Genomic DNA, 12,431 nt, shown 5'->3' with positions numbered 1-12,431 from the left:
TTATCAGGCCATCAATCCCGGTATTACTTTACCGGCAACGTCAGTAAGCCGGTAACGGCGACCCTGGTGTTTAAAAGTTAATTTTTCGTGATCCAGTCCCATCAGGTGTAAAACGGTGGCATGAAAATCATGTACATGCACCGGATCTTTGATGATGTTATACCCAAATTCATCTGTTTCTCCGTATACACCTGGCTTTACGCCACCACCGGCCATCCAGATGGAGAAGCAGCGGGGATGGTGATCACGGCCGTAATTGTCCGCCGTCATTTTACCCTGGCAATAATTGGTACGGCCAAATTCACCACCCCATATCACCAGCGTTTCATCCAGCAAACCCCGTTGTTTCAGATCGGTAATCAGTGCTGCGGAAGCACGATCTACATCTTTCGCCTGTCCCGCCATTTCATTCGGCAGGTTGCCATGCTGATCCCAGCCCTGGTGGTACAACTGAATAAAGCGTACCCCACTTTCGGACAGCTTCCTGGCCAACAGGCAGTTAGCCGCGAAAGTGCCTGGCACCAGGCATTCCGGTCCATACATCTTAATAATATCATCAGACTCTTTTGAGAGATCTGTTAACTCCGGTACCGCCGTTTGCATACGATACGCCATTTCATACTGCTGTATCTTGGTGGCAATTTCCGGGTCGCCAAATTCTTTCAGCGACTGATCATTCAAAGCCGACAACTGGTCCAGCATCTGCCGGCGATTGGCCATATCAATACCTTCCGGGTTGTTGAGGTAAAGCACCGGGCTCTCGCCGCTGCTAAACTGTACGCCCTGGTGAATACTATCTAAAAATCCATTGGACCAGAGCTTGGAATACACCCCCTGCCCATTGCCTTTTCCTCTCGACAGCAACACACAAAATGCCGGCAGGTTTTTATTTTCGCTACCCAATCCATAACTCATCCAGGACCCAAAGCTGGCACGGTTTCCCTGCTGTGCACCCGTCTGGAAAAACGTCAAGGCCGGATCATGGTTAATCGCCTCCGTGAACATCGATCTTACAATACAGATGTCATCCACAATTTTCGCGGTATGCGGAAACAGGTCACTGATCCAGGCCCTCGAATCACCGTACTGTTTGAAGTCGTAGTGTGAACCTACCAGCGGAAACGACGACTGACCCGACGTCATACCCGTCAGGCGTTGTCCCATGCGGATAGATGGTGGCAACTCCTGCCCCATCATTTCACGCAGCTTCGGTTTATAATCAAAGCTCTCCAACTGCGATGGCGCTCCATTCTGGAACAGGTAAATAATTCTTTTTGCTTTCGGTGCAAAGTGTGGCACACCTGGAATAAACGGGGCTTCTTCTGCGCCGCCTTTCCCAAAAATATCCGGTATCAGTAAAGATCCCAACGCCAGGCTACCTACGCCCAGGCTTAGTCGCGACAAGAACTTGCGGCGATTCATATTCAGGTGATGCTCTATAAATTCGTTTTTCATCTTCCTATAGTTGAAAGGGTGACAGCCCGGTTATGTTTTTGAAAGCGTTTCTTCCAGGTTATAAATAGTGGTGATTACCTGCATCATGGCAGCCCACTGCGCATTGTCGAGGTTAGTAGCCATGGGGTATTCCCCGTTGTGCAATAGTTTAATCGCGTTGGCAGGTTGCTGTTTGTACAGTTGCTGCTGTTGATCGTAATACTTCTGCAAAATGGCGACTTCCTGTTGTTGCGGCGTGCGGCAAACAATCAACCGGAAAGCCTGCTCTATATTTTTCGCCGGGTTGTTATTTTGTTGGAGCAGCCGCGAAGCCAATACCCTGGAGGCTTCCAGCACGGTAGGATCATTCAGCATGATCAGTGCCTGCAGCGGTGTATTGGTATTGCTGCGTTTCACTTCACACTGATCCCTGTTGCTGGCGTCGAAAATCATCATGGAAGGCGGCGGTACGGTACGTTTGATAAAAGTGTATAACCCGCGGCGGTACAGGCTTTCGCCATGGTCCTGTTTGTACGTAGCGAGGATGCCACGGCCGGAAGTAGCCATTTCCCATAATCCTTTCGGCTGATAAGGCTTTACACTGGGGCCTCCAACAGTATGTACCAACAAACCACTGCTTTGTAACACCAGGTCGCGCACCAGCTCAGCTGGTAAGCGGAAACGCGGACCGCGGGAGAGGTAAATATTTTCCGGGTCTGCTTTCAGTTTTTCTTTGGAAGCTACCGCCGACTGCCGGTAAGTAGCCGACATCACCATTTGTTTCATGAGCCGTTTAATATTCCAGCCATGTTGCATAAAGTCGGTGGCAAGCCAGTCGAGCAACTGCGGATTGGTGGGCAGATCTCCCTGCATACCAAAGTCGCCTGTGCTTTTAACAATCCCCCTGCCGAAAATTTCCTGCCATTGCTGATTCACGAAAACCCTTGCGGTGAGCGGGTTGCGTTTGTCAAACAACCAGGCTGCCAAACCCAGGCGGTTAGCCGGGTATTGCCGGGTATCAAAGGGTAATACGGAGCGCGGCGTTTCCGGAGTAACTTCCAGCGTAGGGTTGTCGTAGTTACCACGGCCAAGGATATACGTTTTTCGCGTCGTATCTCTTTCTCCCATCACCGATACAATGAGTCGATTGGTGTCCTGCTTGTTGATGAAGTGCAGTACGCCTTTGAGATCTTCTTTGGTGATCTCCATGTACGGTGTTTTAGCATATGTTTCGGGGCCGCCTACAGTTGATTGAAGTCCTACTTCTTTTACATTATTAAAGAAGGCAAACAGCTCGTAATATTCTTTTTGTGAAAACGGATCGTATTTGTGATCGTGGCAGTGTGCGCATTCAATGGTAATACCCAGGAGGCTTTTACCGAAGGCATTGGTACGGTCGGATACATATTCAATGCGGTATTCTTCATCAATTACCCCGCCCTCTTCCGTGATTTTATGATTGCGGTTATAACCGGATGCCAGCAGTTGTTCGCGGGTAGCGTTGGGCATCATATCCCCTGCCAGTTGCCAGGTAATAAAGTCTTTGTAAGACAGGTTTTCGTTGAATGCATGAATCACCCAATCCCGCCAGGGCCACATGGTACGGTAGTTATCGTCCTGGTAGCCGTGTGAGTCGGCATAGCGGGCAACGTCCATCCAGTGAATGGCCATTTTTTCGCCATAGGCGGTGTCTGCCAGCAATTCGTCTACCATGCGCTCGTAACCTTGTGCGCTGGTATCTTTGGCGAAACGATCCATCCGTTCCCGGGAAGGCGGAAGGCCGGTGAGGTCCAGGCAAAGACGTTTCAGGAGTCTTTCGTGATCCGCTACCGGGTTGGGTTCCAGCCCTTTTGTTTCCATATGTGCCAATACAAAGCGGTCTATTTCATTGCGTGGCCATTTCTCGTCATTTACTTTTGGTAAGGCAGGTGATACCGGCGCCACAAATGCCCAGTGCGGTTTGTATTGAGCGCCCTGCTTAATCCATTTCTCAATCAGTTTGATTTCATAACTGGTGAGCGACATATTGGAGGAAGGCGGTGGCATGCGCATTGAAGTATCTTTGGTGCTGATCCGCTGGTATACTGCAGAGGCCATGGGATTGCCCGGTACCAGTGCATGTGCGCCCGGTGTTTCTCTCAATGCTTTATAGGCGCTGTCGGCAATATCCAGGCGCAATCCTGCTTCCCGCTTGTTGGCATCAGGGCCGTGGCAAGCGTAACATTTATCCGATAAAATGGGACGAATATTAAAATTGTAATCAACTATTTCCGGTAGCTTTTCTTCCTGCTTATCGGGAGAGCCACCACTATTGCAGGCTGCTAACGCCGCCAGGAAGCCGACCGTAAGTGTAACATAACGTTGGAACATAACTCATTTTGTTAAGTACGCCAGGCGCACTTGTTTTGATAATCGCGGTAATTACGAAGTATGGCAGGGATATCTGCCAGTATTCAATCACTATAGCTGTTGGTTGTCTGTCTCTTTTCTCTTTCGGTAAATATCGGCCTTTAAAGCATACTATTCCGATAGTATTTTGACACAATGTACCGTTATTTTACCTTTATGTACATACATACCTACAATGTAGCAATTTTGAGCAAAACGGCGCATTTTTTTTGGATGGACGGTATTGGTGGAGCGATAATTTATAACGGGGAAATAATAATATTTTGGGGAGAAGGAAGGCACATTTTTACCATCCCTGCATACTTGCCATGATGGCTTACTGAAACCGGCCAGCGTGCACCACTGTAACTATCACGAACATACGGAATACCGTGTTCATCTTTTTGAAATAATTCAGTAGCCGGCAATAAATGTTGCCAGCCAGGTTTTACATGATAAGCGGTTTGAATGGTTACCTGGTCCAGCAATGTACGTGAAACAGCTGCCATCGTATGAATTCCGGATCCAACCCGCCGGCTCTGAAAATAATAATGCTGTTGCTGATAAACTACTTCTCCGGCGGCTTCCGTATTTGGGGAGAGATAACACGCAAACTGCTGTGGGGCAAACTTTCTTTCGTGGGTAATGCGATGAATGATTTTATAGACGGCCTCCTTACAGCTCCAGAGCAACCAGAGCATCACATCCGGATGCGCCGCCTTTTCAATCAACGTTTTTTCATGGGGCAAAAATAATTTGTCCCGGAAACGGTTACGGTGAATATTACTTTCCTTCTCCGCCAGGTCCAGATCTACAATGTCGTTGCCGATCACTTTTCTTTCAGCTTTGCTTCCACAATATCCATGGCGGCCTGCACATTGAGCATCCGCTCCATTTCTTCGTTCTGGATAACGATATCATACTTCTCCTCTACGTCCAGTACCACGTCTACCAGGTTGGCAGAATTAATTTTAAGGTCGTTGATAAAATCAGTAGATACGTTAAGCTGCGCCAGGGCTTCGGGGTTCTTTGCATACGGCCTGACTATTTCTCTTAATTGCTCAATGAATGCTGCTTGTTCCATATGTTTTCGTTTATGATTGACCGTATTTTTTAAGAATGATACATGCGTTAACATCTCCAAAACCAAAGCTGGCTTTGGCAGCCAACTGCAGGTCTTTATATAACAATTGTTGCGGAATCCGTTCCGTATCCACCATAGCGGCTACTTCCGGGTGCAGGTCTTCACAGTTAATATTCGGACATACAAATCCTTCTTTTAACTGCAGTGCTACCGCCACCAGTTCTATACTCCCGGAGGCGCTCAAACAATGCCCTACCATTGATTTCAGGGCGTTAAGATAAGGAAAATCTTTCCCGCCGCGGCCCAGGGCTACACTCCAGTTGTGTACTTCTTCAGCATCTTTGCCGGTGGCAGTCAGGTGCCCGTTAATGAGATCAATATCAGCCCCCCTCACGCCAGCCTGCTGCAATGCAGCGCTGATACAACGTTGCACCGCATCGGGGTTGGGGGCCGTCATACTGCCACCGTTGCGTTGACCGCCGGAGTTGATATGCCCTCCCAATACTTCTGCGTAGATCGGTGCATTACGTGCCAGCGCACTATCCAGCGATTCCAGCAGCAAGGCTCCTGCACCGCTTCCCGGCACAATGCCGCTGGCAGAAGCGCTGAGCGGTCTTGATCCTGCGGCCGGTGTAGCGTTATGTTTAAACGTGCTTACTTTCATGGCATCAAAGCCGCCCCATATATAAGGACCACTCTCGCTGGTACTTCCTGCCAGTATACGTTTGGCATGACCATACTTAATGCGTTCATACGCCAGCAGCACACTTTCAGCGCCCGTCGTACAGGCGGAAGAGTTAGTGGTGACCTGGTTACCCAGTCCCAGCTTGCCTCCCAGGAATGCACTGATGCCACTGGCCATGGTTTGCGTAACCGCAGTACTGCCTAAACGCCTCACCTGTAAATCATCCACTTTATAAATCGCTTCACGGAATTTATCCACGCCGGAGGTGCCGGCGCCAAATATCGTACCGCTATCCCAATCGGGCGCATCTGCAGTTGGTAGCGGTAGTTGTGCATCGGCCCAGGCCTGCATACCGGCAATAACGCCGTAGATGATACCCGAGCTTTTCAACTGCTTCAATTCCAGCTCGTCAAAATATTGCTTTTGCTGATCTTCTGATACCGGCGGGCGGCCGGCAATACAGCAGGAAAACTGCAGCGCCGCCAGCTCCGCTTCATAACGGATACCGGATACACCGTTTTTGATGGCATCGCGGAAATCCGCTATGCCAACACCATTCGGCGATACTACGCCCAATCCTGTTATTACTACCCTGTTATTCATTGTTGTTAGTCATCATCATCCCGGCAATAATGCCATCACATACCAATTCACCTGCTGCATTGTGCAGCGCCACCCGGCACTTTAGTTTATTGAACCGGAAATATATTTTTGTTGCAGTTGCCGTTACTTTTTCTCCCGGGTACACCGGCCTGTAAAAATCCACCTGGGTGGATGTCATAGCCACCGATGGGAGCTGCTGCTGTATCTTATCTCTCCATAAATAAATACCCAAACAAGCAACGCCTACCTGTGCCATTACCTCTGTCAGCAGCACACCAGGCGTTACGGGATGTCCTTTAAAATGTCCCTGGTAACAGGGCAGGTCTGCTTTAAATATATACGTGCCCGTTACCTTCTCTTCATCAATATATTCCAGCGCATCCACAAATAAAAAGGGAGGCGCATACGGTAAATGCAATAAGATCTCTTCCTTCGTCATAATTTAATGAATATGCAAACCGCCATCTACCGGGATGATGGCACCGTTGATCCAGGCTGCCTCGTCTTTACATAACAGGTATACCACATTCGCCACATCTGCCGGTGTTGTTAGCCGCTGAAAAGGATTATGTGCCTTTCCATACGCCAGCAACGCATCGCTACCGGGAATTCGCTGTAAAGAAGCAGTATCGGTGATGCCTGCACGAATACAGTTGGTACGGATGCCATGCGGTGCAAACTCCAACGCCATACTGCGGGTGATAGCTTCCAGCGCAGCTTTCGCAGCCGATACCGCTGCATAGTTAGGTACTGCCCGGTAACTCCCATCGCTGGTAAAAGAGAGGATACGCCCATCCGGCGTAAATAGTTGCCTTTGCAATACGGCTGCCGACCACTCGTACAGGCTCACGGCCATATGCTGAATAGTAGTATTAAAATCATCGCCCTGCAATGCCGGCATGGGTTTGAGATTGCCGCGTGCAATGCTGTGCAGCAAAACACGTACGCGTTGAGTGGCTCCCATGGTGGCCTGCAACTGTGTTAATACCTCCTCGCGTTTTTCCCCATTCAAAACATCCACATTAAAGGAAAGCACCTGTACACCGAGGGCTTTGATATCTTCCCAAGCCTGCTCAATAGCCGGTAGCTCTATGCGCGTATTACGATGCACCACACAGATGTTCATACCATGTGCCGCCAGCTTACGCGCCGACGCCAGCCCCAATCCGGAACTGCCTCCCAATATTAATGCCCAGCAGGCATCAAACTCTTTTACCATTGTAATAAAATTCGCTGTGCGGAAAATCCAGGTCCAAAGCTCAGCATCAGCCCCTTGTCTCCTTTGGGCAGCGCTTTGTCCATAAATCGTTCCAATACATATAACACTGTGGCGCTGGACATGTTGCCGTATAAACGTAAAATTTCTTTTGTATCGTCCAGTTTCTTGCCCATACTACGAAACAGCTCTTCTACCAGCTGAATAATTTTTTTACCACCAGGATGGAAAATGAGGTGGTCAATATCTGCAATCGCCAGGTTATTTTTAGCCAGAAAGGGATGTACAATGTCCCCAAAGTGTGCCTCAATTTTCTCCGGTACTTCTATATCCAACACCATTTTTAAACCAGTATTGGAAAGATGGAATCCCATCAGGTAGTCGGCGTCATAGAAATGATACATCTCTTCTGCGAGAATTTCCGGGCCGGTATCTCCGGCATGCGAAGATAAAATAGCACAGGCGGCGCCATCTCCAAAAATAGCGGCACTCACCACGTTGGCCATTGAGTAATCGTCGAGCTGAAAAGTAGCTGTGGGCGATTCTACCGCCACTACCGCCGCTCGTTTGCTGGGATTGGCTTCCAGCATTTTCTTCGCATAAATAATTCCCGATACCCCCGCAGCGCATCCCATTTCTGTGACCGGCAACCGGACAATATCCTGCCGCAGCTGTAATTCATTGATGAGATATGCATCCAGCGAAGGAATCATGATACCGGTACAACTCACGGTGATTATATAATCGATGTCGGTATTTTTCAAGCCGGCTTTCTGCAACGCGTTTTGCAGGCAGGTACGTCCCAATACAATCGATTCCCGCATGTAAATATTATTCTTCTCTTCAAAAGATGTTTTGGTAAACACTTCTTCCGGTCCCATGATGGAATAGCGGTTATCTACGCCTGCCCCCTCAAAAATCTTTTTCACTTTACGGATGAAGCGATCATCCTGGCCTTGCAGCCAGAGGTCGAGAAATGGTAGTATTTCCGCGGTAGTTCTGGTATAAGGAGGGATGGCTTTAGCGACAGACTGTATTTTAACGCTCATAAATTATTGATTATCCATTGATAGCGGAATGCCCATTTCCATTGCAGGGAATAAGCGCCGATATTGAGTTCTGCTGATAAATGATGTAGTTCTTTCTTTTTAAATCCACGCAAAATAGAGACTTGTCCATCTGCCCGCACCATGCTGTTTAAATTAAATACGAGGCAAATCAATTGAAACAGGCGATACGCCAGGGCGCTGCGGTGTAAATCATTCACCACAATACCTATGCGCGCCTGTTCCCGGAATATGGTCATCAGATGGCGGATCTCCTTTTCTGTAAAATGATGCAGCGTTAGCGTGCATAAAATAATGTCATAGCGTTGTTCCCGGAACGCGGGCGCCATAATATCCTGGCAATAATACTGAATATCCGGGTATTGGCGGGATAATTCCCGTGCATACGTTACCGTAGTGAGATTGGCATCTATCCCTATCAGTTCAAATCGCCGGTTTATTTTTTTTCCGTAGGAAGATAACTGCCGGAGCATGTCTCCATTGCCACAACCTACATCCACGATGCTGATGGTTTGATCAGCAGGAATGTCTTTAATAAGAGCGGCCACTCCTTTTACTGTGATGCGGTTGCCGCCCAGCAGCCGGTTGATTTGTGCTATTTTCTGCAGGGTTTCTTTTAACAGCGCTCCTTCCATGTTAAAATCATCCATGATCTCCGGTGCCTGGCTTCTTTGCCGGGTATCTATACGCATGCTGCTACTGCTTTTAGCGGTTTGCCATGGGTACGTTTGATAATACCTGGCAATAAACCCGGAAATATAATCAACCCCTTCATCATGGTAGCGGATAATTTTTCGTTGTGGAACAGGCGGGATAACAGCCTGCCGGTGCGCATACGACCGCTGAACGCTTTCCCCCACTCCTTTGTATATTCCTGTTCCATGGCCAGCCTACCTTTCCCGGCAGTGGTGAAATACTGCAAAATTTTCTCTGATGCAATCTGCGCACTCTGTATGGCCATGGCCATACCGTTGCCGCAAAGCGGGTGAATCAACCCTGCGGTATCCCCTGTCATCAGCATATGATTCACCACTTTTTCCTTTTCGGAAAACGATACCTGGCTAATGGTCAACGGCTTGTCGAACAACATGGTGCTGTTCTCAAAAATCGTTTTCAGGTGATGATTACGATGTAATACTTCTTCCTGGTGCGCCGCAATATTTTTATAATTTTTGAAGCTCTCATAACTCACGAGGTAACAGATATTGAGGATATCATCTTCTACTTTAGATACCCCGCAATAGCCGCCGTCGAAATTGTGCAGGCCCACGGTATCTGCCGGGAAGTTACCGCGGTAATGGGCTTTCACCGCCAGCCAGGGCGACTTCTCATTCATAAAGTTCCGCCCCAGTTTTGTATCCAGCGCAGCTCTTTTGCCATAGGCGCCCAGCACCACCGGTGCAGCAAACACGCCGTGGTCATTGGTGTCTATAAAGAACCGGTCGTTTTCAAACATCACATTTGTGACCGTATCGGTAATCAGTTCCACACCATTTTGCAGCATCTGCTGCATCAGGAACTGGTCAAACGCATAGCGGCTCACTCCAAAGCCTCCCAACGGGAGTGGTGTTTCCAATGTTTTGCCGTAATGATCTGAAATAATTAACCGGTTAATCCGGGAAGGTTGCAATGGGGCTGGATCCGCCCCGAGCGATTGTAAATAAGGTAACACTTCATTGGATACATACTCTCCGCAAACCTTATGCGAAGGATAGGTATTTTTTTCAATAACAGTGACCTGTAAGCCGGCTTTCGATAAATGAATAGCACTGCTAAGGCCTGAAAGGCCGCCTCCGATAATAATGACATCTCTGGATCCCATACCCCTATGGTTAAAACAATAACAAGCTCCGACACAACAAAAACGGCAGCTCTTCTCAATATAATGAATTTATGGCTGATAATGACAGCGAAAAACAGGCCAGATACGCCGGCTAACCCTAGTGGCTATACGTAACTCCTCCCCGGTTATCATCTCTCCTTACCTTCAACATTCAATAAATATATAAATTACAAAAAGTACATACATCTGTTTACCACAGCAATATAAAACTTAACATTGCCAATATTATATAATTGTTAATTTTGAACATAATTGTTTTTGCAAATAAATCATTTATCCATGACCGATTCCAGGAAACCGGCCGGCAAGCATCTGAAAAAGGATGCTGGTTTAAAAGTAGCCGAAATATTAACTGCCGCTTTAGGTGATTTAAAAGAAATGTTAGGGGAGAAGAAATTTCATCGTAACATCAAAAAGGCAAGTAAGGCCATGGTAGCAGGATTGTCAGATAAAAAAGACCCTGCCAAACCTAAAAAGAAAGCTGCCGCCAAAAAAGCCGTTACTAAAAAAACTACCACTCCTAAAGCCGAGACTCCTAAAGCCGCCAAACCCGAGACTGCCACTAAAAAATCTGCTCCCAAAAAAGCAGCCGCTAAAAAAGCCTAAGCCAGCTATCGCCGGATAAACTTAACCTGTAGTGTCTTTATTGTTCCGCCCTGTCAGGGCCTGGCATCGCTATGCCTTTACGGAAGGTACAGTAAAGATGCTTTACTGGTGCGGAGATCGCAGCACTGCATACATGTTGATATCATAGGCTTTATTATCCCACCACATCCATTGTTGTAACAACCCCTCGTGATGAAACCCGGCCTTTGTTAATACTTTTTCAGAAGCTTTGTTTCCCGGTAGCACTTCCGCCTCTATACGCTTTAACTGCAGCGTGGTAAACCCATACGCCAACACCGCCTCCATCGCCTCCGACATATATCCCTTCCCCCAATACTCCTGCATCAGCGCAAATACCAACACCCCCTTATGCCCCGGTACAAAACTGTTGAAACCAATCATCCCAATCAGCTCATCCCGCCCGGCTAATGCAATGCCCCAGCGGATGCCCTGCTGATCCGCAAAACGCTGTTTTAAAAAATCCACTACTTTTCTTACATCCGCTACTTCTTTCAGCGGCACTACATGGTAATATTCCGTTACCCGCTTATCCGTTAGCAGGTAAAACAAATCCGGCTGATGGATATGCTGAATCTCGATTAAGCGCAGGCGCTGGGTTGGCAATACGGGGAACTGGGTCATGGTAATGTGGGTCGTTTTTTCTTAGATGTAAGATAAAAAAAATGTTGCATATCCCCCGAATAGAGGCTGTCTTCCGGAGAGATAGGGATGACGGAAAAATAACCAGCCATAATAAAAAGCAAAAGGTGACCATATGGCCACCTTTTGCTTTTTATTATGGAATAATTTGATTTACTTCTTCCGTACAAAATTAATTACCTGTGTACCTGATACCTGCGTACCCGGTACCACTACCTGGCTAAGGTCCATTGTCAACGTCATGTTATCGCCGTCAATAGCCACTGTAGCATCTGCCGCTGTTGAAATATTACCCATGGTGCCTGTAGGATCTTCCATGAAGCCTTCATCAAAGTGAATCGTATTACCTGTTAACTTATACGTAGAGTGACCACTATAGGGACTCATTATTACATTGATTGGCACATCTGTACTCACGCCTGGTGTACCGGGGTAGGTCACCGTCATTTTCATGGTACCATTGACAATATAAGACATGTCCGTAAAAGTCACGCTCTTATCATCAAAAACGAAAACACCTGTGTTGTTGATACTGATACACTCAGAAGTGGAAGTGAGTGATCCTCCCGCCTGACTTGCGCTGGTTCTGGTTTTCTGCGTTAGACCCGTAAAAGTCCAGCTACCGGTTATTTTTGCTGTACTACCATTGCCATTACCTGGATTTGGTGTACCGGGATTATTTGTTCCGGGTGGGTAAACAGGATTTGCATCCGGTCCGGCCATTTCAAGATTACAGGAAACAAAAGCAATACTACAGGCAGCTAACAGGAGCAGAGATTTAAAAGCACTCATTATCTTCATAAATATCAGGGATTACTTTCGCAAAGATACTACCATTCATGCGT

At 47.6% G+C, this 12,431-nt stretch carries 13 protein-coding genes; 1 reads left to right on the top strand and 12 read right to left on the bottom strand.

Annotated elements, in window-relative coordinates:
* Window positions 1-3: 3 nt before the first annotated feature.
* From J7623_RS16025 to J7623_RS15980, 10 genes are all read right to left on the bottom strand, one after another.
* Window positions 4-1,455: a DUF1501 domain-containing protein gene (locus tag J7623_RS16025; RefSeq protein ID WP_291922089.1), complete on the bottom strand. Its 1,452-nt coding sequence runs from the start codon at window positions 1,453-1,455 to the stop codon at window positions 4-6.
* 30 nt (window positions 1,456-1,485) lie between these two features.
* Window positions 1,486-3,804 (bottom strand): PSD1 and planctomycete cytochrome C domain-containing protein, encoded by a 2,319-nt coding sequence (locus J7623_RS16020; protein ID WP_291922086.1) that lies wholly within the window; start codon window positions 3,802-3,804, stop codon window positions 1,486-1,488.
* A 278-nt stretch (window positions 3,805-4,082) separates the two neighbouring features.
* The gene (locus tag J7623_RS16015; protein WP_291922083.1) at window positions 4,083-4,655 is read right to left on the bottom strand and encodes a 4'-phosphopantetheinyl transferase superfamily protein; all 573 of its coding nucleotides are present in this window, start codon (window positions 4,653-4,655) and stop codon (window positions 4,083-4,085) included.
* The gene (locus J7623_RS16010; protein WP_291922080.1) at window positions 4,652-4,906 is read right to left on the bottom strand and encodes an acyl carrier protein; all 255 of its coding nucleotides are present in this window, start codon (window positions 4,904-4,906) and stop codon (window positions 4,652-4,654) included. Before J7623_RS16010 ends, J7623_RS16015 begins: the two co-directional genes overlap by 4 nt.
* A 10-nt stretch (window positions 4,907-4,916) precedes the next feature.
* A complete protein-coding gene (locus J7623_RS16005; RefSeq protein ID WP_291922077.1) occupies window positions 4,917-6,194 on the bottom strand; it encodes a beta-ketoacyl-[acyl-carrier-protein] synthase family protein in 1,278 nt (425 codons plus the stop codon).
* Window positions 6,187-6,633, bottom strand: coding sequence for a 3-hydroxyacyl-ACP dehydratase FabZ family protein (locus J7623_RS16000; RefSeq protein ID WP_291922075.1), 447 nt, complete (start codon window positions 6,631-6,633; stop codon window positions 6,187-6,189). The genes J7623_RS16005 and J7623_RS16000 overlap by 8 nt, the downstream gene beginning before the upstream one ends.
* 3 nt (window positions 6,634-6,636) lie before the next feature.
* On the bottom strand, window positions 6,637-7,413 hold the full coding sequence (locus J7623_RS15995) for an SDR family oxidoreductase (protein ID WP_291922072.1): 777 nt from the start codon (window positions 7,411-7,413) through the stop codon (window positions 6,637-6,639).
* Window positions 7,407-8,459 carry a type III polyketide synthase gene (locus tag J7623_RS15990; RefSeq protein ID WP_291922069.1) on the bottom strand — a complete coding sequence of 351 codons (1,053 nt, stop codon included), beginning with the start codon at window positions 8,457-8,459 and terminating at the stop codon, window positions 7,407-7,409. Before J7623_RS15990 ends, J7623_RS15995 begins: the two co-directional genes overlap by 7 nt.
* Window positions 8,456-9,169: a methyltransferase domain-containing protein gene (locus tag J7623_RS15985; protein WP_291922066.1), complete on the bottom strand. Its 714-nt coding sequence runs from the start codon at window positions 9,167-9,169 to the stop codon at window positions 8,456-8,458. The genes J7623_RS15990 and J7623_RS15985 overlap by 4 nt, the downstream gene beginning before the upstream one ends.
* A complete protein-coding gene (locus J7623_RS15980; RefSeq protein WP_291922063.1) occupies window positions 9,160-10,299 on the bottom strand; it encodes an NAD(P)/FAD-dependent oxidoreductase in 1,140 nt (379 codons plus the stop codon). The genes J7623_RS15985 and J7623_RS15980 overlap by 10 nt, the downstream gene beginning before the upstream one ends.
* A 300-nt stretch (window positions 10,300-10,599) precedes the next feature.
* On the opposite strand from J7623_RS15980, the gene J7623_RS15975 reads away from it, so the two are divergent.
* Window positions 10,600-10,926 (top strand): hypothetical protein, encoded by a 327-nt coding sequence (locus tag J7623_RS15975; RefSeq protein ID WP_291922060.1) that lies wholly within the window; start codon window positions 10,600-10,602, stop codon window positions 10,924-10,926.
* 102 nt (window positions 10,927-11,028) lie between these two features.
* Here J7623_RS15975 and J7623_RS15970 read toward each other — a convergent pair whose 3' ends face one another.
* Window positions 11,029-11,568 carry a GNAT family N-acetyltransferase gene (locus J7623_RS15970; protein ID WP_291922057.1) on the bottom strand — a complete coding sequence of 180 codons (540 nt, stop codon included), beginning with the start codon at window positions 11,566-11,568 and terminating at the stop codon, window positions 11,029-11,031.
* A 171-nt stretch (window positions 11,569-11,739) separates the two neighbouring features.
* The gene (locus J7623_RS15965) at window positions 11,740-12,387 is read right to left on the bottom strand and encodes a hypothetical protein (protein ID WP_291922055.1); all 648 of its coding nucleotides are present in this window, start codon (window positions 12,385-12,387) and stop codon (window positions 11,740-11,742) included.
* Between the last annotated feature and the right edge of the window lie 44 nt (window positions 12,388-12,431).

Source organism: Chitinophaga sp. (genome assembly GCF_017745275.1).
In the GTDB taxonomy this organism is placed as follows: domain Bacteria; phylum Bacteroidota; class Bacteroidia; order Chitinophagales; family Chitinophagaceae; genus Chitinophaga.
Note: the sequence above shows the minus strand (reverse complement) of the source record. Positions and strands in the feature narration are given on the sequence as shown.

What these genes read in the sequence shown, in the direction of transcription:
- J7623_RS16025 (WP_291922089.1), bottom strand. Translation starts at nt 1,455, where the DNA reads ATGAAAAACGAATTTATAGAGCATCACCTGAATATGAATCGCCGCAAG.
- J7623_RS16020 (WP_291922086.1), bottom strand. Translation starts at nt 3,804, where the DNA reads ATGTTCCAACGTTATGTTACACTTACGGTCGGCTTCCTGGCGGCGTTA.
- J7623_RS16010 (WP_291922080.1), bottom strand. Translation starts at nt 4,906, where the DNA reads ATGGAACAAGCAGCATTCATTGAGCAATTAAGAGAAATAGTCAGGCCG.
- J7623_RS16005 (WP_291922077.1), bottom strand. Translation starts at nt 6,194, where the DNA reads ATGAATAACAGGGTAGTAATAACAGGATTGGGCGTAGTATCGCCGAAT.
- J7623_RS16000 (WP_291922075.1), bottom strand. Translation starts at nt 6,633, where the DNA reads ATGACGAAGGAAGAGATCTTATTGCATTTACCGTATGCGCCTCCCTTT.
- J7623_RS15995 (WP_291922072.1), bottom strand. Translation starts at nt 7,413, where the DNA reads ATGGTAAAAGAGTTTGATGCCTGCTGGGCATTAATATTGGGAGGCAGT.
- J7623_RS15990 (WP_291922069.1), bottom strand. Translation starts at nt 8,459, where the DNA reads ATGAGCGTTAAAATACAGTCTGTCGCTAAAGCCATCCCTCCTTATACC.
- J7623_RS15985 (WP_291922066.1), bottom strand. Translation starts at nt 9,169, where the DNA reads ATGCGTATAGATACCCGGCAAAGAAGCCAGGCACCGGAGATCATGGAT.
- J7623_RS15980 (WP_291922063.1), bottom strand. Translation starts at nt 10,299, where the DNA reads ATGGGATCCAGAGATGTCATTATTATCGGAGGCGGCCTTTCAGGCCTT.
- J7623_RS15975 (WP_291922060.1), top strand. Translation starts at nt 10,600, where the DNA reads ATGACCGATTCCAGGAAACCGGCCGGCAAGCATCTGAAAAAGGATGCT.
- J7623_RS15970 (WP_291922057.1), bottom strand. Translation starts at nt 11,568, where the DNA reads ATGACCCAGTTCCCCGTATTGCCAACCCAGCGCCTGCGCTTAATCGAG.
- J7623_RS15965 (WP_291922055.1), bottom strand. Translation starts at nt 12,387, where the DNA reads ATGAAGATAATGAGTGCTTTTAAATCTCTGCTCCTGTTAGCTGCCTGT.